Origin of the sequence: Gluconobacter sp. Dm-74, assembly GCF_018256135.1 — a bacterium.
Classification (GTDB): domain Bacteria; phylum Pseudomonadota; class Alphaproteobacteria; order Acetobacterales; family Acetobacteraceae; genus Gluconobacter; species Gluconobacter cadivus.
In genome coordinates this window covers 319,855-341,267 of the sequence record NZ_JAERLX010000003.1, presented here as the reverse complement: position 1 = coordinate 341,267, position 21,413 = coordinate 319,855, and the positions used below count along the sequence as shown (strand labels likewise).

Annotated in this window: 20 protein-coding genes; 10 read left to right on the top strand and 10 right to left on the bottom strand. The window is 61.5% G+C overall.

What is annotated here, in order from left to right; genetic code table 11:
• Positions 1-169 precede the first annotated feature (169 nt).
• Both JK208_RS16070 and JK208_RS07070 read left to right on the top strand, forming a co-directional pair.
• Positions 170-1,678, top strand: a complete 1,509-nt coding sequence (locus JK208_RS16070) for a flagellin (protein WP_211575148.1) — start codon at positions 170-172, stop codon at positions 1,676-1,678.
• Between the two features lie 135 nt (positions 1,679-1,813).
• Positions 1,814-2,236 carry a flagellar biosynthesis regulator FlaF gene (locus JK208_RS07070; protein ID WP_211575147.1) on the top strand — a complete coding sequence of 141 codons (423 nt, stop codon included), beginning with the start codon at positions 1,814-1,816 and terminating at the stop codon, positions 2,234-2,236.
• 116 nt (positions 2,237-2,352) lie between these two features.
• Here the strand turns inward: JK208_RS07070 and JK208_RS07065 are convergent, their stop codons facing one another.
• Genes JK208_RS07065 through folD form a run of 3 tightly spaced genes read right to left on the bottom strand, consistent with a single transcriptional unit; the run spans position 2,353 to position 6,059 of the window.
• Entirely contained in the window at positions 2,353-4,353 is a 2,001-nt protein-coding gene (locus tag JK208_RS07065; RefSeq protein WP_211575146.1) for a M1 family metallopeptidase, read from the bottom strand.
• 33 nt (positions 4,354-4,386) lie between these two features.
• Positions 4,387-5,091: a methylenetetrahydrofolate reductase gene (locus tag JK208_RS07060; RefSeq protein ID WP_211575270.1), complete on the bottom strand. Its 705-nt coding sequence runs from the start codon at positions 5,089-5,091 to the stop codon at positions 4,387-4,389.
• Positions 5,092-5,135: 44 nt separating this feature from the next.
• Positions 5,136-6,059 (bottom strand): bifunctional methylenetetrahydrofolate dehydrogenase/methenyltetrahydrofolate cyclohydrolase FolD, encoded by a 924-nt coding sequence (gene folD / locus JK208_RS07055; protein WP_211575145.1) that lies wholly within the window; start codon positions 6,057-6,059, stop codon positions 5,136-5,138.
• Positions 6,060-6,142: 83 nt separating this feature from the next.
• On the opposite strand from folD, the gene JK208_RS07050 reads away from it, so the two are divergent.
• The gene (locus JK208_RS07050) at positions 6,143-7,207 is read left to right on the top strand and encodes a low specificity L-threonine aldolase (protein ID WP_349291965.1); all 1,065 of its coding nucleotides are present in this window, start codon (positions 6,143-6,145) and stop codon (positions 7,205-7,207) included.
• Entirely contained in the window at positions 7,208-8,566 is a 1,359-nt protein-coding gene (locus tag JK208_RS07045; protein ID WP_211575143.1) for an L-serine ammonia-lyase, read from the top strand. It begins immediately after the preceding gene.
• Positions 8,567-8,572: 6 nt separating this feature from the next.
• Here JK208_RS07045 and JK208_RS07040 read toward each other — a convergent pair whose 3' ends face one another.
• On the bottom strand, positions 8,573-9,703 hold the full coding sequence (locus JK208_RS07040) for a CDP-glycerol glycerophosphotransferase family protein (RefSeq protein ID WP_211575142.1): 1,131 nt from the start codon (positions 9,701-9,703) through the stop codon (positions 8,573-8,575).
• Positions 9,704-9,933: 230 nt separating this feature from the next.
• Here JK208_RS07040 and JK208_RS07035 point away from each other — a divergent pair, with 230 nt between their 5' ends.
• Positions 9,934-11,244, top strand: coding sequence for a lipopolysaccharide biosynthesis protein (locus JK208_RS07035; protein ID WP_211575141.1), 1,311 nt, complete (start codon positions 9,934-9,936; stop codon positions 11,242-11,244).
• A gap of 6 nt (positions 11,245-11,250) precedes the next feature.
• Here the strand turns inward: JK208_RS07035 and JK208_RS07030 are convergent, their stop codons facing one another.
• The 3 genes from JK208_RS07030 to JK208_RS07020 all read right to left on the bottom strand — a co-directional run bounded on the left by JK208_RS07030 (position 11,251) and on the right by JK208_RS07020 (position 13,831).
• Complete coding sequence (locus JK208_RS07030) at positions 11,251-11,565, bottom strand: superinfection immunity protein (RefSeq protein ID WP_211575140.1); 315 nt, start codon at positions 11,563-11,565, stop codon at positions 11,251-11,253.
• Positions 11,566-11,702: 137 nt separating this feature from the next.
• A complete protein-coding gene (locus tag JK208_RS07025) occupies positions 11,703-13,250 on the bottom strand; it encodes a Do family serine endopeptidase (protein WP_194267002.1) in 1,548 nt (515 codons plus the stop codon).
• Positions 13,251-13,384: 134 nt separating this feature from the next.
• Complete coding sequence (locus tag JK208_RS07020) at positions 13,385-13,831, bottom strand: nucleoside deaminase (RefSeq protein ID WP_249201989.1); 447 nt, start codon at positions 13,829-13,831, stop codon at positions 13,385-13,387.
• Between the two features lie 51 nt (positions 13,832-13,882).
• Between JK208_RS07020 and JK208_RS07015 the strand changes: the two genes are divergently transcribed.
• From JK208_RS07015 to JK208_RS06995, 5 genes are all read left to right on the top strand, one after another.
• Positions 13,883-14,617, top strand: a complete 735-nt coding sequence (locus JK208_RS07015) for a gamma-glutamyl-gamma-aminobutyrate hydrolase family protein (RefSeq protein ID WP_211575138.1) — start codon at positions 13,883-13,885, stop codon at positions 14,615-14,617.
• Between the two features lie 32 nt (positions 14,618-14,649).
• Entirely contained in the window at positions 14,650-15,450 is an 801-nt protein-coding gene (locus JK208_RS07010; protein ID WP_206034212.1) for a pseudouridine synthase, read from the top strand.
• A 3-nt stretch (positions 15,451-15,453) separates the two neighbouring features.
• Positions 15,454-16,053, top strand: a complete 600-nt coding sequence (rsmD, locus tag JK208_RS07005; protein ID WP_211575137.1) for a 16S rRNA (guanine(966)-N(2))-methyltransferase RsmD — start codon at positions 15,454-15,456, stop codon at positions 16,051-16,053.
• Between the two features lie 118 nt (positions 16,054-16,171).
• On the top strand, positions 16,172-18,892 hold the full coding sequence (locus JK208_RS07000; RefSeq protein ID WP_211575136.1) for a DNA translocase FtsK: 2,721 nt from the start codon (positions 16,172-16,174) through the stop codon (positions 18,890-18,892).
• A complete protein-coding gene (locus JK208_RS06995; protein WP_211575135.1) occupies positions 18,882-19,673 on the top strand; it encodes an RluA family pseudouridine synthase in 792 nt (263 codons plus the stop codon). Before JK208_RS07000 ends, JK208_RS06995 begins: the two co-directional genes overlap by 11 nt.
• On the opposite strand, the gene JK208_RS06990 is transcribed toward JK208_RS06995, so the two are convergent.
• From JK208_RS06990 to JK208_RS06980, 3 genes are all read right to left on the bottom strand, one after another.
• Positions 19,664-20,401, bottom strand: a complete 738-nt coding sequence (locus JK208_RS06990; RefSeq protein WP_211575134.1) for a DUF4097 family beta strand repeat-containing protein — start codon at positions 20,399-20,401, stop codon at positions 19,664-19,666. The two genes, JK208_RS06995 and JK208_RS06990, sit on opposite strands and share 10 nt — an antisense overlap.
• 19 nt (positions 20,402-20,420) lie before the next feature.
• Positions 20,421-20,840 carry a hypothetical protein gene (locus tag JK208_RS06985; RefSeq protein ID WP_249201987.1) on the bottom strand — a complete coding sequence of 140 codons (420 nt, stop codon included), beginning with the start codon at positions 20,838-20,840 and terminating at the stop codon, positions 20,421-20,423.
• A 140-nt stretch (positions 20,841-20,980) separates the two neighbouring features.
• The gene (locus tag JK208_RS06980; RefSeq protein ID WP_211575133.1) at positions 20,981-21,403 is read right to left on the bottom strand and encodes a hypothetical protein; all 423 of its coding nucleotides are present in this window, start codon (positions 21,401-21,403) and stop codon (positions 20,981-20,983) included.
• Positions 21,404-21,413 lie beyond the last annotated feature (10 nt).

Below are 21,413 nucleotides of genomic sequence, written 5' to 3'. Positions count from 1 at the left end.
TTATTTCGTTCCAGATGACGGAACGCAAGAGAAACCGTGAAATTAACCTGTTGTTTCCCGGTTTTTCGTTATTTTTGAAGGACTTTTTTTAACGGAACCGATTCAGCTTCCGTTAACCACTCCCCCCTATCCTGAGGCCGCAAACCTGCACCGACGGAGAACCGATTCAATGTCATTGTCCATCAATACGAACACCGCGGCAATGGCCGCACTCCAGAGCCTGAACCAGACGACGGCCGACCTGAACAAGACCGAAAACACGGTCTCCACCGGCAAGTCCGTCAACACGGCCTCTGATAATCCTGCGATGTACTCCATCGCCCAGAACATGACCGCCCAGATCTCGACCCTGTCGGGCGTTTCCACGGGCCTCCAGTTCTCCGCTCAGGTGCTGAACACGGCAACGACCGGCCTGTCGAGCATTTCGAGCGCTCTTCAGTCTCTTGCCACCACCATCGGCACGAACACGACAGGCGTCGACAACTCGACCCTGAACGAAGCCATCACCAAGACACTGGCCTCCATCGACTCCGCCGCTACGGGCGCGAAGTTCCAGGGCGTGAACCTGCTCTCCGGCCAGACGGGCAACGGCACGACCTATACGAGCCTGTCGACCGCCATGGACGCGCAGGGTGGCACGTTCACGCAGAACGGCTTTAACGTGACCTCCGCCGGTCTGGGCCTAACGAACCTGAGCATGGAGATGTCCGGTTCTTCGCTGGCTCTGGGCAGCGCCGGAACCAGCAATGCGCTATCGGTTAGCAGTGCTTCTGCCTCGGTTCTTCAGCTAAAGAATACCGTAGCTGCCGCCACCACCCCAGCACCCACCGCAACCAACCCATCTGTCACCTATGATTTCGTAGCGGATGATCAGACAGGCTCAACCAAACAGGGCACCGCCCTGAGCATGGTGAGTGCTGCTATCGGCGGAGACGGAACAACCGTCTCGCTCAACTCCGATGGTACCCTGAACAGCACCGGTACAGACAAGATCACGTCTCAGACAACAGCGTCGGATGGATCGATTACCTACTCCCTGACCGATGGGAAGAGCATCGTTCAGTCCAAGGATGGCAACGGCAATTCTGTTTACACCGTCAACACAGCCTTCGACGCCAACGGAAACGCAACGACCAAATCCGTCATTACGGACGTTGATATGTCTTCCGCAACATCACTGACGGGCGGCTCTCCCGCGAGCGCACAGAGCGTTAAGCAGGTCGATCTGCTGACTGATGCCATGGAATATCAAGGCTTTGGTGTTTCCCGCGATTCCAGCAACAACCTGACGATCGCTGGAAATTCTATCGATGCAACCAGCACGCAGCTGAGCACGTCCACCGCTGGCAAATTTACTGCACCAACCACGACGGGCGTAACCGCAACCGCCGTCACCGGCGCATCCGTTGTCAGTGCCGTCGTCCAGGCTGCGATCTCCAGCGTGACGCGCACGGCGTCTTCGATCGGTTATTCCAGCACGACGATCTCCAACCTCCAGACCACGACGTCCAGCCTGTCCGACGCCCTGACGACGGGTGTTGGCGCGCTGACGGACGCTGATCTGGCTGCCGAAAGCGCCAAGCTGACCTCGCTTCAGACGAAGCAGCAGCTCGCCGTTCAGTCGCTGTCGATTGCGAACTCGCAGTCGTCCACCCTGCTCAGCCTCTTCCGCGGCTGATCAGGTTTCTGAAGGGTGCCGGTTCATCCGGCCCCCTTCAGACTCCCCTGCCAATACGCAGGACTACTTCAGAAGCCCCTTGCTTCCTCCCCCAGAGGCTTTTGAAACAGTCTTTTCCGAAAGGAGTTTGCCGTCGTGACCTATGCAGCCTCACAGTATCAGAAACAGTCCGGAAGCTATCTGTCTTCGCGGGAAGTCGAGGTCATGGCGTTCCGGCACGTCAACACGCTGCTGACGCAGGCAAAAGATCATGACAAGAAGGTCGCGGCGCTGGCCGCCAATCTGAAGCTGTGGAGCATTTTGTCCCTCAGCGTCGAGAGGGTCGATTGCCCCCTTCCGGCCGTTCTGCGCGACGATCTTCTCAAGGTCGGATCGTGGTCCATGCGGTATTCCAACGCGGCCTTTAATGCCCCGAAGGACCTTCAACCCCTCGTCGATATCAACAACGACATGATCGAAGGACTGTCCACCGAGCCCGCGCCTTATATCGCAACGCCCTCCGCGTCTCAGGCCTATGCCGGCTCGGCCGCGAAGTCCTCTCTGGAACTTGTGGGCTGAGAGTTTTCGACCGCAAAGCAGCCCCAACTAAATAAAGGGCGCCGGTTCAGCCGGACGCCCTTTTTTCATGCTCCAAAGTCCGGGCACACGAAACATTCTCGTGTGCCCCGGTGGCCTCAGGGCGTAATGGCCAGTCGGTTGTCGGAACGGTCAATATCCGGGATGACGTGATCGGGGTCCAGCGTTACGGCCTTGAGGCCCTCATGAACCGGCAGCGAGACCACAATATCGCTGCTCTGGCGCCAGGCTTCCGTCGGGATGCGAAGGTCTTCCGATTTTCCGTCCGCATAATCGGCACGCAGAACCACGGGTAGCGGCAGCGCCCCGTAATTGCGGACCTGTACGGTTGCGGGCTTTCCAGCGTCGTGATGGACGGTTCCCAGTGCATAATCCGGGGCGGCATTGGTGAAGTACCAGCCGCGCCAGAACCATCCCAGATCCTCACCCGCTTCGCTGCTCATCAGGCGGAAGAAATCCGACGGAGACGGGTGTTTGTAAGCCCATTCAGCAATATAGCGCCGGAAGGCCGCGTCGAAGCGGACCGGACCGAGGATCTGTTCACGCAGCAATTTCAGACCGTAAGCGCCTTTGAAATACGTCACGCTATGACGATATTTTTCAGACACACCATCGGCGGCGGTCATGAGAACCGGTGCATCCGGATCGGTCAGGACCGGGACGATATCCTGCGCGGGATTGCCGGTTTTGGGAGCGAATTCGGAATCACGCTTTGGAGCGAACTCACCATTATTAAAGTGATCGGACGCATAGACGTCGATGAACGTGTTGAAGCCCTCATCCATAAAGGCATTACGACGTTCGTCCGTCCCCACGATCATCGGGAACCAGCCGTGACCCAGCTCATGGGTCGTGATCCAGAAAAGCTGCGGATCGCGGTCGCTGATGCCGTCAAAAACGATGCCCGGATATTCCATGCCCGCACCATGGCCGCCCAGATTGATGGCGTTCGGCCAAGGGTATTCGAACCACTGCGACGAGAAATATTCGATGGCGTGTTTGACGTAATCCGTTGAGCGGTCCCAGCCATGCGGCCCGATCCCTTCCCGCGGATAGACCGACATCGCAAGCCTCGGCACGGCATGATAGTTCGTCCAGGGCACGACGGGCGGCAGGTTGATGCGCGCAGCATCCCAGACGAACGCTGGTGAAGCGGCAAACGCCACGTCGCGCGTGTTCCGCATCCCGTAATGCCAGGTGACCTCGCCACTCTGCTTCAGATGGCTTTTCGGATCGGTGATGTCATCGAGCGTGCGGATCATGACGCGCGCATCGCTCTGCGCGGCCTGTGCAAGACGGTTCCGCTCGACGGGTGTCAGGACCTGCTCAGGGTTCAACAGTGCGCCGGAGCCTACCAGCGTGTAGTTCCACGGCACCGTTACGCTGTAATCAAAGCTGCCATATTCGAGGAAAAATTCCTGCCCCAGATAGGGCAGCGTGTTCCAGCCCCGACGGTCATCATAGACGCTCAGGCGCGGATACCACTGCGCGACTTCATAGATGTCGCCTTCGCGGGTCGGCGTAACAGCGGTACGGCCACCCCACGGACCGGGGATTGTGTAATGCCAGTCGATTTTCACGAAAGCCACGCCATGCGGATCGATCGTGCGGGGCAGCGTGAGCTGCATCCGCGTGTCGGAAATGAGCGGCGTGACGTCCACTTCGCGGCCACCCTGCACGACCGAAACGTGTTCGATCGTCATGCCGTCGGTATGATCTCCCGTCATCATGTGGCTGCCAGGAATGGCGCCGACAGCAGCGCGCGTGTCGGCGCGGTAAATGTTCTGATCAAGCTGGAGCCACAGGACATCCAGCGCCTCGGGGCTGTTGTTGCTGTAGGTCACGGTTTCGGACCCATGCAGGACATGCGCCTGAGTGTCGATCCGCGAATGGATGACGTAGTCTGTACGGTTCTGCCAGTATTGCGGCCCCGGAAGCCCCGACCCTGAGCGATAGACGTTCGGAGCGTCGGGGAGGGTCAGAGGTGCGAAGACGGCGGCCGGGTCAGCGAGTGTTTTCGCAGTGACGGTCTCGGGCAGCAGGGCGGCGGGCACGAGTACACCTCCCAGCAGGGGAAGCAGAAAAAGGCGCACAGACATCCGGGGCGGGCCCTCCGTTGGGTAAGTTCGATGTTATTCCGTTATAATATCTCCAAGCGCTCCCAGATAGGAGGCAAGATCAACTTTCAGCGGCATCAGATAGGCATTGTCGTTTTTCTGCTTCACGACCCCCAGCATCCGGCGCGCAAAAGCAATGTTACCTTCAAGCGTCCCGTCGTAATCGCGCGGGAAGATAACGTGGTTCATGCGCTCCCAGTACCGGCGGGATTTGTCGCCCAGAACGGGGGAGATACCCCAGAACACCGTGTCGTCCCGCAGCCAGTCCATGCAGCATTCGAGCATCGGAATATCGAAAAGCGGCTGGGTGAAGAAGCCACACGCCCCGGCGTCGCGCTTGCGGGCAATCTCTTCAAGCTCGTGATAGGGCGCGCGACGATAGGGGTCGAACACCGCATAGACCTTCAGATGCGGGGCCTCGCGGCGGTAGCGTTCAATGATCTGCGCGGACGTGTTGGGATAGACCACCCGATCGCTGCCCGCAGGCGGCGGATCTCCGGCGACGACCAGAATGGAAGTCAGCTCCGGCCGGTCCGCACCCGGCAGCGGCGCGTCCGGGGCGATGTCGGTCGCACGGACATGCGCGATCACCTCGAACGGCGTCTGTTTCACAATCAGCGATGCGGCGTCATGGCTGCGCAGATCAAAGCGGATCAGATCCGGGACGTTCAGCATGCTGACCTGCGGCAGAATATCCCGCACGGTCTGCACATCCGCCATCAGGGATTCCGGCGTGCGCGGAACCAGTTCAACAGAAACGCGCGTCACGAGGAGGCATCCGCAAAGGTTGCGGAGGATGTGGCGCGGGCGGCCTGAAGCGTGTTGTGCAGCAGGCAGGCAATCGTCATCGGCCCAACGCCACCCGGAACCGGCGTGATGTGCCCCGCGACCGGAAGTGCTTCGTCAAACACCACGTCCCCGACCAGACGGGTCTTGCCGTTTTCCGCTGCAACGCGGGTGATGCCGACGTCAATCACGGTCGCGCCCGGCTTGATCCAGTCCCCACGGACCAGACCGCTCTTACCGGTCGCAACAACCAGAATATCGGCCTCGCGGGCCAGTTCCTTCGTGTTGCGCGTATGGATATGCGCGACCGTAACCGTGCAGTTTTCCTTAAGCAGAAGCTGCGCCATCGGCTTGCCAACGAGGTTGGATGCGCCGATCACCACGGCATGCTTGCCGGTCATGTCCTTGTGGACGGACTGGAGCAGCATCAGGCAGCCTAGCGGCGTGCAGGGCACGATCCCGTCGATCCCGAGCGACAGACGGCCCGCATTGACTTCGCCCAGACCATCCACGTCCTTGTGCGGTGCGATCGCGTTCGTCACGACAACCGGATCAATCTGCGCTGGCAGGGGAAGCTGGACCAGAATACCGTGAATTTTCGGGTTGGTGTTGAGCTGTGCGATCAGGTCCAGCAGTTCGTCCTGCGACGTGCTCTGTGGGAGCATGTGCATGAAAGAGCGCATCCCCACGCGATGGGTCTGGATTGCCTTGTTCTTCACATAGACTTCCGACGCCGGATCGTTACCCACCAACACCACGGCAAGACCGGGGATCGTGTTGCCCTGCTCGACGAATTTCGCCACTTCACGACCGATCTTATCGGTCAGGGCGCGGGCGATGGCCTTGCCGTCGATGATCCTTGAGGCCAGTTCGGACTGCTTCTCGGGGGACAACATGCTCATGGGCTCTCCGGATGACAACAGGCGGTCGTTTCAGTTACGCTGGCGAATGGGCCGTAACGGCTACAGGAACTGAGGATGGTCTCGTGACCGACGAAATACGCAAGAACTTCGCCAGTGACAATGTTTCTCCCGCATGCCCCGCCGTTATGGACGCCATGATGCGCGCCAACGCGGGCAATGTGGGTTCGTATGGCGACGATGCGCTGAGCCGGTCCCTGAATGCGCGGTTTGGCGAAGTTTTCGAAACGGAGGTTGCGGTCTTTCCGGTTATGACGGGAACGGCGGCCAACAGTCTGGCGCTGTCTTCGCTCGTGGCGCCCTATGGCGCGGTTCTGTGCGACCAGAGCGCGCATATCAACAACGACGAAGGCGGCGCGCCTGAGTTCTTCATGCATGGCGCCAAGCTCGTCACGCTCCCCTCCGCCGACGGCCGCATGAATGCCGAGGCCCTGCGCACGGGACTGCGGGTTAATGCGGAGGGCGGAATCCTCAAGCCCCCCATCCACGCCCTGTCGCTGACGCAGGCCACCGAATGGGGCACGGTCTATGCGCCGAAAGACCTCGCAGCACTTTGTGAGATCGCGCACGACCATGACATCCCCGTCCATCTGGACGGGTCGCGGCTGAGCAACGCCATCGCGCATCTGGGCTGCACACCTGCCGAAGTGACATGGAAAGCCGGGGTCGATGTGCTGTCGTTCGGCGGCACCAAATGCGGAGCCATGGCGGCGGAAGCGGTCGTGTTCTTCGTCAATGACCGCACGCGCCCGGTGCTGAAGGATTTCGAGCGTCGCATCAAACGCAGCGGGCATCTGTGGTCCAAGGCCCGCTTTCTGAGTGCGCAGCTTCTGGCGCTGCTGGAAGACGATCTGTGGCTGAAAAACAGCGCCCATGCCAACGCCATGGCCCAACGCATCGTCGAAGGCCTGCGCCGTCACGCGGGTGCACAGCTTCCGTTCGAGACGCAGGGCAACGAGGTGTTCGTCATCCTGCCGGACCGGCTTGTCGAGGAACTGGAAGCGGCAGGATTTGGCTTCTATCGCTGGCCGACGCCGGAAGGCGTGTCGGGCACGCTCATCCGCCTCGTGCCGAGTTTTCATACGCGCATCGAAGACGTCGATGCGCTGCTGGCCGAGCTTGCCGCCTGAATGATCAGCCTGTTCGACCTGTTCAAGATCGGCATCGGGCCGTCCTCGTCCCATACCGTCGGCCCCATGCGCGCGGCCGCCCGCTTTGCGGAGAGTCTGGGCGATGCGCCAGACGTGGCGCGACTGCGGGTAACGCTTTATGGCTCGCTCGCCTGGACGGCCCGGGGCCATGCGACGGATCGCGCGGTCATTCTCGGGCTGGCGGGAGAAAAGCCCGACACGATGGATCCGACGCTCGCGGACGGCATCGTGCAGTCCGTGACGCAGGCGCATCTCATTGCGTTCAACGGCCATCCCACGCCGTTCAACCCGGACACGGACATCGTACTCGACACGAAGACCGTCCCGCCGGTTCATCCCAACACGCTCCAGTTCGAAGCATTCGATTCCACGGACACCCTGCTCGCCTGCGCGCGGTTCTGTTCGGTCGGCGGCGGCTTCATCGTGCCGGAACAGGCCACCGAAACCGCGACCTACGCCCAGCCCGACATGCCCTATGACTTCACCAGCGGCACGGAGCTTCTGGAGCGCACGCAAAACACGGGGCTCGATATCGCAGGCGTCGTTCTGGCGAACGAAAGCGTGCTGCGACCCCGTGCGGAGGTCGAAGCCTATCTGGACCGGATCGTCTCCGTGATGATGGACTGCGTGGACGCCGGGCTGCACCGTTCCGGCACGCTGCCGGGGCGGCTGAACGTCCGCAGACGGGCCGCCGCACTCTACGAACGGCTCAAGGAGCAGAGCCGCAGCAATCAACCATCCGCACACGGCATCATGGACTGGATCAGCCTGTTCGCCATTGCGGTAAACGAAGAAAATGCTGCCGGAGGGCGCGTTGTCACGGCGCCCACCAATGGCGCTTCGGGAGTAATCCCGGCCGTGCTGCGCTATTATCGGGAGTTCTGCCCCGAATATTCGCTCGACGGACAGCGCCGGTTTCTGCTGACGGCCGCGGCCATCGGCGGACTGTTCAAGCTCAATGCGTCAATTTCAGGCGCGGAAGTCGGCTGTCAGGGCGAGGTCGGCGTCGCGTCCTCAATGGCGGCGGCAGGGCTGGCGGCGGCTCTGGGCGCCACGCCGCTTCAGGTGGAGAACGCTGCCGAAATCGGGATGGAACACCATCTGGGCATGACCTGCGATCCGGTGGCGGGGCTGGTGCAGATCCCGTGCATCGAGCGCAATGCGTTCGGCGCAATCAAGGCCATCAACGCGGCGTCCCTCGCCATGCACGGCGACGGCGCGCATCATGTGTCGCTCGATCAGGTCATCCGCACGATGGCCGAGACGGGACGCGACATGAACCACCGCTACAAGGAAACATCGCTCGGCGGTCTGGCCGTCAATTTCCCCGAATGCTGAAAAGCCTCACGCTGCGGCCATGAACTCCGCAATGGCGTCCGCAGCGCGTTGCGATCCCCCCAGAAGCGGGTTGCCAAAGGTTTCCTGAAACAGGTTTTCCTGAGCCGGACGATACGCCGCATGGCGTTCCTGCGCGCGGGCGATGGCAGGCATCAGATCGTCCAAATCCTCCACCACTTCACCCAGCGTCCAGTGCAGGAAATACGGGTCATCCCGCCAGGGCAGCTTGCGTGGATTGAGGAAAACGCAGGGCCGCGGAATGCCGAGGAACTCGTAAACCTGACTGCTGACATCGCCAATATAAAGTGCCGCCTGAGACGTGTAAGTCATGTCCAGCATGGCGGACGACCCGGTATCGACCATCACTTCAGGGCTTCGCTGCCGCTTGAGCTGGCGTTCGCGAATACCGAACCCCTTGTGGAAGGTCTTGATATGCGGCGCCACGACCAGATTATAGTCGCTCTCTCCGGTCTCGCTTTGGGCCTTGAACCCCCGGATCAGCGGCATCATCCAGCCTGACGCCGATGTCAGCTTGCGCTGGTAATGCGGGTTATACAGCGCAAACGGGCGACCATTGCCGAACGCGATCGTCTTTTCGCGCTGTACGGCCTCGAACACATCGAATTTCGGATACCCCACGACCCGCGTGGTTTCCTGCTTAAGCAGGCCCTTGTCCTGAAAATAACTCTCGACCTTGGGGCCGGGAACAAGCGTCAGATCAAAGTCCCGCACCAGATGTTCGTCATTGACGTAGCGGTCTCCGGCGCCATGCATCAGCAGAATGAGTTTCGGACCACAAAGCCCCATTTCCTTGAGCACACCGGCTGTATATTCCGTCGCCACCACCGCATCATACTGGTTCAGCTCGGCGATATTCTCGCGCAACACCACCAATCGTTCCTGATCGAGGCGTCTTGCGCGCTTCAGAAGACGGGCTTTCAGCGATTTGGGAAAAGCCTTCAGCGGCAGGTCAGGCACGTCCAGCGCACGGCGGATGCGTGCGAGATGCTTCACCGTCTCGGGAAAGCTGTAATATTCCACCACCTCATGACCGGGGATCGCGGCCAGTGCGCTGGCGACGGACGCCGTGTGGTAACACTGATAGGGTTCGGCAATATAGATGAAGGCGATTTTCATTAATCAGAGCGTCCTGCCTGAAAAACAGGCCGGAAACCTGCGCTTTTCGGGATTAAGGCCTTCAGGAGAAGACGGGTCGCCGCAAGATCACGTCCACAGAAATCCTGACACCGAATATGTAACATTTTCTTCATAATCTCTGACCTTTTTGTGTCAAGAAACCTTCCCGAAATGCTACAATTCGTTACCGGCATAGACACTCTGGCGGCTTTGTGGTCAGTAAGGCCCGCATGTCCGGCGAACGCTCCGTTTTCAAATCCATTTTCAAAAATGTCAGTGTTCTCACCCTCGGTCGCATTGCCAATGCGCTGTGCAGCTTTATCTATATTGCCGTAGCCGTCCGGGCGCTTGGGCTGTCCGATTTCGGACTTCTGATCCTGATCCATTCGCTGGCCTCGACCGGCTCCGTCCTGTCGCGGATGCAGTCCTGGCAGACGCTGATCCGCTTCGGCAGCGATAGCTTCAGCAGCAATGACACAGACCTCCTGCACCGGGTGGTCCATTTCTGCATCCGTCTCGACACGCTTTCGGCGGCATTCGCCATCGTGTTCGGCCTCGTGGGCGTGCAGATCTATGGACACACCGCACACTGGTCGGCGCATGTGCGGTTTCTGGCGGATCTGTATGTCTGCGTCAGTCCGCTGATGTATTCAGGCTGGGCGAACGGCATCCTGCGGATGGCAGGGAAATTCCATCTCGTCCCGATCATCGACAGTTGTGCCGCCATCGCCAAGACATTCGGCGTTCTTCTGGGCTATGTGCTGCATCTGAAGCTCGGATATTTCCTGCTCGTCTGGGCCATGACGATCGTTATCGATTATGGCTTCTACATTTATTATGCGCTAAATATCCTGCACCGGAAATTCAAGTTCCGGTATTTCCGGGCGTTTCGGCACTGGCGCTGGCAGCTTCCGGGCATGTGGCAGTTCACACGCGCGGCCAGCATCAACCAGACGCTGGGCAACATCTCGGGCCATGTGGCAACGCTGGTGGTCGGAACGGGTCTGGGACCGGCGGAAGCCGCCGTTTTCCGCGTCTGCCGTCAGATCGCGGACGGAATTGTTACCCCGGCACAGCTCATCTCCCCCGTGCTGTATCCCGAACTGGTCCGGATGCGGGACCGGCAGGACTGGCGCGGCCTCAAGCGCGTGACGTGGAAAATGTTCGGTGTTCTGGGCGCATTATCCTGCGCGCTTCTGCTGCTGTCGGCCTTCTTCGGATCGACGATCTTCCGCTTCCTGCTACATGTTCATGTGCATCACACGTCGCTCTATATTTCCATCATGCTGCTGGCGGCGGTGTTCAGCCTGCTGGTCATCCCACTGGAGCCGTTGCTGATCGTCGTGGGGCATGTGAAGTTCCTCATGAAGAACCGCACCGCCGTCATGGCGATCTATTTCCCGGCGCTCTATGTCCTGACGCGGCATTTCGGTCTGGCAGGGGCCTGCCTGTCGACAGCGGCCTGCAATGCGACGATCCTGCTGTCGCAGATGCTGGGCGTCTGGTTCTTCTACGACCGGATCGGCAAGGCGGAGCGCTGATCCCGATCAGTACAGAAGATGCGTGGCGTGGGAAGAGTGATGGAACACGGCATACCCCGTCACCGCCACTTCCACGAAGACCAGTTCCAAAACGAGCAGGATCTTTTTGCGGGTTGAAAGCGCCCTGAAGCGGGTCTTGATCTTCGCGTCGTCTCCGGTCGCAGCCCATGCGATGGCGGCGAACCAGCCTGCAAATGTAAAAGCAAACGCCAGATTGACCACAAACGCCTCACGCCAGTGAACTTTGCGGGTACAAAGCGCAATGATCGTTGGGAGAAAAGTCAGCGCCAGCAAAGCCAGCGCTCCACCGACGAATTTCATGACAGTAACCAGGTGCACGACAACACAGTCCCGGACGGGTGAAAGCCCGAGAGTATTTCGGATTCGATATAAAAACAAACATAAAAAAAGGCGGGAAGGTCTGACCCTTCCCGCCTTTTTGAGTTCTGACGTGCCTCTTACTGGGCGTCGTCGGAGCTGTCGTCGTCTGAACCGGTCGGGGAGACGGCCACGAAAAGCTGCTGCCCGTCACGCAGGATGCGCAGGAGCGGCGGCTGCTTGCGGCCCAGAGCATCATGCACCTGCGCGACGACGGCCTTGGGCGACGGCGTGACGTGATTGCCAACCGCCACGACAATATCGCCCGGACGGATGCCAGCCTGATCGGCAGGTGAACCCTGCACGACATCAGCCACGACCGCGCCCTGCACGCTGTCGTCCAGACCCAGTTCCTGACGCGCACGCGGCGTCAGAGAGGCCAGCGACACACCCAGCTTACCCGCACCGGACTGCGCGCTGTCGGTCGCATCACCCGAAGCATGATCCTGCGCGGACAGGTTGCCGACCGTGAAGTTCACCGTCATCGGCTTGCTGTCACGCAGCAGCCCCAGCGTCGCCTGCGTGCCCGGTGCAATGGAAACGACCTTCACCGCCAGATCATGACCATTCTTGATCGGCTTGCCGTTCAGCGTGGTGACGACGTCGCCGCTCTTGATGCCAGCCTTCTCGGCCGGGCTGCCCTTGGAGACAGACGCCACCAGCGTTCCGTGCGGCGGCGCGCCCGGCTCGGGGGACTGGAGGTTCAGCGCCTGCGCCATCGTGGGCGAAATGTCCTGCCCTTCAATGCCGAGATAGCCGCGCGTGACATGGCCGGTTTTTTCAAGCTGGCTCACGACGGATCTGACGGTGTCGGACGGGATGGCGAACCCAATACCGATCGAACCACCACCATTGGGCGAAATAATCATGGAATTGATGCCCACGACCTTGCCGTCCTGCGTGAACAGCGGACCGCCAGAGTTACCGTGATTGATCGGCGCATCGACCTGAATGAAGTCGTTATAGGCACCCGAATGCAGGTCACGACCCAGTGCCGAGACGATACCCGCCGTCACCGTGCCGCCCAGACCATACGGGTTGCCCACGGCAATGACCCATTCACCCGGCTGGACCTCGTCGGAATCGCCCAGTTCGATAAATGGCAGCTTGCCGGTCGGCTTAACACGCAGAAGGGCCACGTCCGTCTTCGGGTCGCGACCGATGATCTTGGCCGGAAGCGTCGTGCCGTCATCAAGCGTGACCGTCACTTTGGTCGCACCGTTCACGACGTGGTTGTTCGTCACGACATAGCCGTCAGACGAAATGATGAACCCCGAACCGCGAGCTTCGACCGTCCGGTTGGGCTGCTGCTGTTGCGGCATCATCTGGAACGGGAAGGGAAACGGGAACGGCGAACCCTGTCCCATACCACCGCCGCCACCGCCCGGACCATTTTCCTCTTCTTCCGCCACGTCCGCCTTGATGTGGGACGTGATGGACACGACAGCCGGCTTCACCTGCTTGACGAGCGTGACGAAATTGGGGAGCGCCTGAACGCCCGTCTGGGGCTTGATGGCGCCGCTGGGTGCTGTGGCTGCGGGCGTTGTGTCCGCAAACGCGAAGGGGGCCGCGACCAGCATGGTGGTGGCAGCGAGAGCGGACAGGGACGTGCGAAAGCGTGTGGTCATATCAATCCCGACTTGTTGCGAAACATCGTGGCTTATAGCGCTGAACTATGAACCCCGTTCCCGTTCCACAAGCTGACCGCCGGGTGAAACATCCGTAAGTTCGTGACGGACTGTGAATTTCGCCCTCCACAACGTCATTCTGCGATGGGTTTACGGAGTTTGCGGAAGAAATCTTTCAGCAGCGCCGACGCCTCGCGCTCGCACACCCCGCCGATCACTTCAGGGCGGTGCAGACAGGAAGGGCGCTCGAAAATCCTTGGCCCATGCTCCACGCCGCCGCCTTTGGGATCGTAAGCGCCAAACACGACCCGTCCGATGCGGAAATGCACGATCGCCGCCGCACACATCGGACACGGCTCCAGCGTCACGACCAGCGTACAATCCGTCAGGCGCGGATTTTTCAGACGCGCGGCAGCCTCGCGCATGGCCAGAAGCTCGGCATGGGCCGACGCATCATGCCCGCTCTCCACGTGATTGCGCGCCACTGCCAGAACACGCCCGTCAGGTGCCAGCACAACCGCACCCACCGGCACTTCCCCGCACGACGACGCCTCCCGCGCAGCCTGCAACGCGGTCTGCATCGCCGGACCGATATCCGTGTAAATCCTTGTCTGTCCCTGATTCATGATGCGATGATGCGGCGCATGACCCCTCCCCGTCCATCCCCTTCGCAGCGCGCGCCGCTGATCGGTCTGACGCTGGATCATGAACCGGGCGGGCCGGGGCAGTTCTCTCGCTACCCCTTCCATGCGCTGCGGGAAAACTACCTGACAGCCGTGAGCGATGCGGGGGGAATGCCGGTTTGTCTGGGTTATGGCTGCGATGCCGAAGCCCTGATGGCGCGGCTGGACGGGCTGATCGTCACGGGCGGCGCATTCGACGTCGATCCGGCGCTTTATGGCGAGGCGCCCCATCCGCTGACCAGCCCACGCCCGGCCCGCACCACCGCCGAACTGGCGCTCCTGCGGGCGGCGCTGGCACAGGGCAAGCCGGTTCTGGGCATTTGCGGCGGAATGCAGCTTCTGGCCGTACACGCCGGAGGCACGTTGATCCAGCATCTTCCGGAAGAGCTGCAACACGAACAGCCCAACCCACGCCACGAACCCGGCCATGACATCGACATCGTTCCCGGCACGAAACTCGCGCAGATCGTGGGGGCGGAGCGCATGAGCGTGAACTCCTCACATCATCAGGCCGTGCGCGACCCCGGACGGGCCAAAATCTGCGCTTATGCGCCGGATGGAACGATCGAAGCGATCGAACTTGATGGCCCCGGTTTCGCCATTGGCGTACAGTGGCACCCCGAATTCTCCCTCGACCCCGGCGACCGTCGCCTGTATGCGGCGCTTGTGGAGACTGCACGATGACCGACGACAACACCGAAAACACCGCCCCTGAGATGCCCGAAATCTCTGACCTGCACGAGGACACTGCACCCGAAGCGGACGCAGCAGCCCCGAGAGGCGAGCGCATCGCCAAGGCGCTGGCCCGCGCCGGCGTGGCGAGCCGCCGCGATATCGAGCGTATGATCGAGGACGGGCGCATCAAGCTGGGCGGACAGATCGTCACGCATCCGGCGACATTCGTGCAGCCGGGCGACATCATGCTGGTAGACGGCAAGCCCGTGGATTCCCCCGAGCGCACCCGCCTGTGGCGGTATCACAAGCCCGACGGCCTGATGACGACCCACAAGGACCCCGAAGGCCGCAAAACCGTGTTCGACACGCTGCCCGAAGGCCTGCCGCGCGTCATCAGCGTCGGGCGTCTGGATATCAATTCCGAAGGTCTGCTGCTGCTGACCAATGACGGCGAACTGGCCCGCCGCCTCGAACTTCCGGGCAATGCCTGGGTCCGCCGCTACCGCGTGCGGGTGTTCGGCGTCGTGGACGAGAAGCGTCTGGCCTCACTGATCAATGGTTTCGACTATGACGGCGTGCGCTATGGTTCCATCGAAGCCGCACTGGACTCGAAAAAAGGCGACAATGCCTGGCTCACGGTCAGTCTGCGTGAAGGTAAGAACCGCGAAATCCGCCGCGTCATGGAAGGCCTGAACCTGCATGTCAGCCGCCTGATCCGCCTGTCCTACGGCCCGTTCCAGCTTGGCTCACTCAAGGCGCGCGAGCTGGAGGAAGTTCCCGGCAAAACCCTGCGCGAACAGTTGCCGGACCTCCCGGCTCCAAAGCGTCATCGGACGCGCTGATCCATGCGGATCGTTGGAGGAGACAACAAGGGCCGCGCCCTGACCGCGCCGTCCGGAACCAGCACGCGCCCCACGTCTGACCGCACGCGGCAGGCGATTTTCGACATGCTCGCCCATGCCCCCTGGTACGGGCAGGAGGAGTTGGAAAAGGCCTTCGTGCTGGACTGCTACGCCGGAACCGGCGCGCTGGGGCTCGAAGCCCTGTCGCGTGGGGCGGAAAAAGCCGCATTCATCGAACGGGACCGCAGCGCGCTCGCGGCCCTGCGGATCAATCTGGACATCTGCAAGGCCCGGGATCGCTCCCGCGTGCTGAGTTGCAGCGTCACGCATCCGCCCAAAGCCACGGAACCCTACACGCTGGTTTTCCTCGACCCGCCCTATGGCAAGGGACTTGTCGAATCGGGTCTGCGGGCGTTGGCGCGGAACGGCTGGCTGGCGCAGGGCGCGCTGATCGTGACCGAAACGGGCGCCACGGAAGAATTTACGCCCATCATGCCACCTTCCGAACACTTTATGCCCACACTCACGCCAGAAATCCTCTGTGAGCGTCGTTTTGGGGCAGCAAAGGTGACGATCTGGAAGCATTCCTCCACTTTTCCTTAATTTTCCCTCTGTATTCAGTACCCTGTCGGCTATAGTTCAGAGTGAATTTTACAAGCCGCAATCCAGAAAACCGACGGGGTGACGAGACTTGGCCGCGTTCAGCCGATCGACCAGTACAGTGCGCAACATCGTCCGCGACGCGCATGACCGGCACATGACACCGAAACTGCGAAGCGCCCTGCGCGCGCGCTGCATGGAGCTTCTCGGGCTGGTCCTGCTGATCTTCGCCGTGGCGGTCGGGATCGCGCTGTGGAGCTTCAATCCGCACGATCCGTCTTTCAACACCTCGACAGGAACGCAGCCGACGAACCTTCTGGGCCGTACGGGCGCGACCATTTCGGATGGTCTGATCCAGTGGCTCGGCCTCGGCAGCGGTATGCCAATCGTCATCCTGCTGGCTTGGGCGTGGCGCATGGTCCGCCATCACGGCATGAGCCTGCCGATCCTGCGGATCGTGGCCGCCCTCGCCCTTCTGCCCGCCGCCGCCACCTTCATCGGCACGCTCCAGCTTCTCATCCCCGGCCTTCAGGTCGACTGGCCGACCGCCAGCGGTCTGGGCGGTGAAATGGGCGTTTCTTTTGCCCATCGCCTGTTGGATGCCGCCCATGCCGAAGCCGGGGCCGCCGGAAACGCCATTGCCGTTCTTCTCGTCCTGCTGCTGATGGGCCTACTTCTGCCGTTGGCAATGGGTCTCGAAGCCCGCGAATGGCGCGCTCTGGGCAAGACGGCCGTGGTGCTGGGTCGCCAGCCCTTCTCACTCGCCAAGCGTATGAATGGCCCGCAGACATCCGATCATCGTCCCGCGCCCGATCCGCGCCTGTATGAATTCCAGCCCAGCCCAGCCGGTGGCGCTCCAGCAGCGGATGCAGCCCCCCTGTCCTTCCTACGCCGCAGCTTCGGTAAGAGCGATCCGCGCTCCCGCCCCGAGCCGTTCGTGCCGCAGAATACCGGCTGGATGCAGCCCCCCATGGACACGCAGGACGATCCCTACAGCCAGCCAGCCGCCGAGACGCGCCCGGTCAGCCGGACGGAAGCCGCGGCTGCCCGCGCTCGCCAGACTGCTACGCCGGAAGAGGAAGACGCGCCCTCCAACCCCTATGCCGAGCGTTTGGCCCAGATCGCCCGCCAGCGCGATACGCCGCTGCCGCCCGTGCGTCGTCAGATCGACGACGAAATGGACGAGGACCTGCCCCAGAGCAGCATCGACACACCGCCCGAACCCGAACCGCAGAAGCGCGGCCTGTTCGGAATGCGCCGTCCCGAACGTCCGCCCGAACCTGTCGCCCCACGTCCCGCCGCGCCGCGCAATGCCGTGACGACGGGCTGGGAACTGCCCCCGCTCGCCCTGCTGAACCCACCGCCGCCGCATGCCGTAACGGGACCTTCGCAGGAGACATTGCAATCCAATGCCCGCCTGCTGGAGAGCGTTCTGGCCGATTACGGCGTGCAGGGTACGATCGGCGACATCCATGCCGGTCCGGTCGTCACGCTGTACGAACTCGAACCCGCACCAGGCATCCGCTCGTCCCGCGTGATCGGACTTGCCGACGACGTGGCCCGCTCGCTTTCGGTTCTGAGCGTGCGGATCGCGACCGTACCCGGACGCAACGTCATCGGCATCGAGGTGCCCAACGCCAAGCGCGAGACGGTCTATTTCTCCGAATTGCTCCGCACGCCGGAATGGATAAACGGAAACGGCCGTCTTCAGATCGCGCTCGGCAAGGACATCGCCGGCGTTCCGGTCTATACCGACCTTGCGAAAATGCCGCATCTGCTCGTCGCAGGTACGACGGGTTCGGGTAAGTCGGTCGGCGTGAATGCCATGATCCTGTCGCTGCTCTACCGGCTCAGCCCGGAAGAGTGCCGCCTGATCATGATCGACCCCAAGATCCTCGAACTGTCGATCTATGACGGCATCCCGCATCTCCTGACGCCGGTGGTGACGGAACCGACCAAGGCCGTCAGCGCGCTCAAATGGACCGTGCAGGAAATGGACCGCCGCTATCGCCTGATGGCGCAGCTTCAGGTCCGCAATATCAACGGCTACAACGAGCGCGTGAACCAGCTCCGCTCTTCGGGCGAGATGGTCACCAAACGCGTCCAGACCGGCTTTGACCCCGAAACGGGCCGCCCAGTGTTCGACGAACAGCAGGTCGCCACGGAAAACCTGCCTTATATCGTCGTCGTCATCGACGAGATGGCTGACCTGATGATGGTCGCGGGCAAGGAAATCGAAACGGCCGTGCAGCGTCTAGCCCAGAAGGCCCGTGCCGCCGGCATTCACGTCATCATGGCGACGCAGCGGCCGTCCGTGGACGTCATCACCGGCACCATCAAGGCCAACTTCCCGACCCGGATTTCCTTTCAGGTCATCAGCAAGTTCGACAGCCGCACCATTCTTCAGGAACAGGGCGCCGAACAGCTTCTGGGTCAGGGCGACATGCTGTTCATGCAGGGCGGTGGCCGCATCACGCGTGTCCATGGACCGTTCGTGGCGGATGAGGAAGTCGAGGCCGTCGTGGCGGATCTGCGCTCCAAGGGCGACCCGATCTACAACGACGACGTGGTCTCGGGGCAGGACGACGACAGCGCGGGCGGCCTGACGGCAGGGTCCGGCTCGGGCGGTGACGGTGAAGGTACCCTGTTCGATCAGGCCGTGGACATCGTGATGCGTGAAGGCCGCGCCTCCACGAGCTTCATCCAGCGCCACCTCTCCATCGGATATAACCGCGCGGCCAAGCTGATCGACCAGATGGAAAAAGAAGGCATCATCGGTGCCGCGAACCATGTGGGCAAACGCGAGATCCTTGTCCGCCGCAAGGAAGAGCATGAAGACTGACCGCAAGGAGCGGATCCGACGGGCCAAAGCCTCGCGCAACGCCCACAAGCCACGCCGCCTGCCCGCGCAGGAGGACTCCCCCGCCTCCGAAGGCCCGCGCACCCCGTTTTATCCGGGAATGGAGATTCCCGTCCTGCTGGAAACGCCCCGATTCCTGATTCTGGACAAGCCAGCCGGACTGGCGGTGCATCCCGGCCCTTCCACGCAGGATTCCGTAGAAACCCGCCTGCTGCCGCATCCGCGCGGAGGGCCTTGGCTGGCGCACCGACTGGATACGGACACATCCGGCTGCCTGCTGGTTGCACGGCGCAAAACGGCGCTGATCGAGGCGCAGGCAGCGTTTCAGGACCGACAGGTTCGCAAACTCTACTGGGCGGTTGTGATGGGGACTCTGCCGCAGGACAGCGGCGAGATTGACGCGCCGCTTCTGCGGAAGTCCGGTCCCTCGGGCTGGCGCATGGTTGTGGATGCGAAAGGCGATGAGGCCCGGACGCGCTGGCGTGTGCTGGGACGCGGGAAGAGTCTGTGCTGGGTAGAGCTGGAACTGCTCACGGGACGGACTCATCAGGCCCGCATCCATTGCGCGGAACTGGGAACGCCGATCCTTGGCGATACGGTTTACGGTGCTTCGGCAGGGTCATCTTTGCCGGGGCTGCATCTGCTCGCCCGCAGTCTGGAACTGAACCTGCCGTCAGACACACTCGCCGCAGAAGCCTCCCCGCCGGACTTCATGGCGGAGACGCTGCAACGGATGGGTTGCGAGGGCGTGGTTCAGTCCTGAACAAGTTTCAGCGTACCGACCACGCTGTGGATGATGACGTGATCGCGGCCATCGCCAACCTTCCCGGTGGCCGTGATCGTCCGGACCTCTACTGACCCACCGGATTCTTTTTCCCAGTTCCCGATCTGCACCGTCAGGCCGAGAGACTGCTGGAGAGGCAGCGTCTTGTCTGAGCGGCGCTGTTTCAGGTGAATGTCGAAGGTTCCACCAAATCCATGAGGCAGGTGGATCGTCATGTCGCCGCTGACCGTGCCGATATCAATCATGCGCATCTGCGGCGCGGCATCAAGCGTAAGGTTTGTATCCCCGCTAACACTGCGGATCATGACATTATGGGTCGCATGATCGATCGTGCTGTCACCATTCATGGTACGGATCGAGACTGCACCGTCGGAATGATCGAGCGTGATATCGCCGCTGGCACTGCGGATTTCCACAGCGGCTACCGCATGATCCACATCCAGCGCGCCATTGACCGTATGGACCTCGAGCGGCCCTCTGGACTGCTTGATATGAATGTCGCCGCTGACGGTCCGGACAGACAGCGGACCGTCTGACGTCCCGATACTGACATCTCCGTTGATGCTGGAGAGTTTTCCACCCTCGGGCAGAGTGGACAGGGACATATCGTCCGAAATTGAGGACTGGCTTAGGGGCGCAGCGCAGACCGGAAAGGCCAGGGCTGTGCCGAGGGCGAGGACAGGAAGGGAAAGCACGAAACGGTTCATGATATGGGCCTTTCGGGCTTCAGCGACCTGCGACGGAACGATTGAGCAGAGCGGCATGGACGCCACGGGCAATGGCCCAGGCCGTGAGAATGCCCCAAGCCAGAGTCAGCCCCCAGGGCACCACCATGAACACCAGCCCAAGCCCGCCCGTAATAGCGCCCAGACCCGCGACCATGAGATGGATCGTCCCGATGACGGTGAGGGCGAGCGCGCCATACCAGAACATCCGCACCTGCCAGTCGAGCTGCGTCCGCGTCAGGCCCGTGGCGGAGCGGCGGCTTTTATGCGCGATCATTACGCCGATCAGGGCCGTCACACCGGTGAAAAATCCGGCGACGTACAGCGCGTAAATCAGCAGAACCAGATCACGGCCGCTCCGGGCATCATCTCCGCGACCGTAGCGGTTGGCAGGTTCGTAAGGGGCGTAGGATGCGTACATGAGGGAAACATTCCTCTGAGAAAAACTCGACAGCAACCTTGATGCACAAACCGTGCCAGATAGAGATTCCCGGCATTCCGACGCATTAACCTCGTCGGAAACTCTGAAGAAATGGCGTATTGCGCCAGTTCCCGGCGAGCTTATTCCGCCAATGCCCGGAAGCGTTCAGGAAGCGGGCCATCTCCGGCGAGAATACCACGCACACCCACGATCAAAGCCACCAGCAGGACGATATTCCAGACTGCGAAAATACCGATCGGCAGCAGGAAAAGAAGCTGGCCGGGGCCGGAACTTCCGGGCGGTTCCGTCAGGAAACACGCCAGAAACAGAGCGGCGGAACCGACGATGAAGGCAACATCATACCAGAACAGGCGCACCAGCCAGTTCAGATGCATCCGCTCTATCCCGACGCTCGGTCGGCGCAGGAGATAGGCGACGATGACACCCGCCAGAAGGCTGATTCCCGTGAAGAAACGGGCGATATACAGCGCGTAAACAATCAGCACGCCGCTTCTGCCGACGACGGGGCTGGAAGCTCGGGGAGATCTGGAAAATTCGCTCAAGCGCGTCTCC

Bases quoted from the DNA above. Each gene is read 5' to 3' on its own strand.
- JK208_RS07030 (WP_211575140.1), bottom strand. From the start codon at position 11,565: ATGAAATTCGTCGGTGGAGCGCTGGCTTTGCTGGCGCTGACTTTTCTC.
- JK208_RS07045 (WP_211575143.1), top strand. From the start codon at position 7,208: ATGATCAGCCTGTTCGACCTGTTCAAGATCGGCATCGGGCCGTCCTCG.
- JK208_RS07015 (WP_211575138.1), top strand. From the start codon at position 13,883: ATGATGCGGCGCATGACCCCTCCCCGTCCATCCCCTTCGCAGCGCGCG.
- JK208_RS06995 (WP_211575135.1), top strand. From the start codon at position 18,882: ATGAAGACTGACCGCAAGGAGCGGATCCGACGGGCCAAAGCCTCGCGC.
- JK208_RS06990 (WP_211575134.1), bottom strand. From the start codon at position 20,401: ATGAACCGTTTCGTGCTTTCCCTTCCTGTCCTCGCCCTCGGCACAGCC.
- JK208_RS16070 (WP_211575148.1), top strand. From the start codon at position 170: ATGTCATTGTCCATCAATACGAACACCGCGGCAATGGCCGCACTCCAG.
- rsmD (WP_211575137.1), top strand. From the start codon at position 15,454: ATGCGGATCGTTGGAGGAGACAACAAGGGCCGCGCCCTGACCGCGCCG.
- JK208_RS07020 (WP_249201989.1), bottom strand. From the start codon at position 13,831: ATGCAGACCGCGTTGCAGGCTGCGCGGGAGGCGTCGTCGTGCGGGGAA.
- JK208_RS07040 (WP_211575142.1), bottom strand. From the start codon at position 9,703: ATGAAAATCGCCTTCATCTATATTGCCGAACCCTATCAGTGTTACCAC.
- JK208_RS07060 (WP_211575270.1), bottom strand. From the start codon at position 5,091: ATGGCGGATGTGCAGACCGTGCGGGATATTCTGCCGCAGGTCAGCATG.
- folD (WP_211575145.1), bottom strand. From the start codon at position 6,059: ATGAGCATGTTGTCCCCCGAGAAGCAGTCCGAACTGGCCTCAAGGATC.
- JK208_RS07025 (WP_194267002.1), bottom strand. From the start codon at position 13,250: ATGACCACACGCTTTCGCACGTCCCTGTCCGCTCTCGCTGCCACCACC.
- JK208_RS06985 (WP_249201987.1), bottom strand. From the start codon at position 20,840: ATGTACGCATCCTACGCCCCTTACGAACCTGCCAACCGCTACGGTCGC.
- JK208_RS07035 (WP_211575141.1), top strand. From the start codon at position 9,934: ATGTCCGGCGAACGCTCCGTTTTCAAATCCATTTTCAAAAATGTCAGT.
- JK208_RS07065 (WP_211575146.1), bottom strand. From the start codon at position 4,353: ATGTCTGTGCGCCTTTTTCTGCTTCCCCTGCTGGGAGGTGTACTCGTG.
- JK208_RS07010 (WP_206034212.1), top strand. From the start codon at position 14,650: ATGCCCGAAATCTCTGACCTGCACGAGGACACTGCACCCGAAGCGGAC.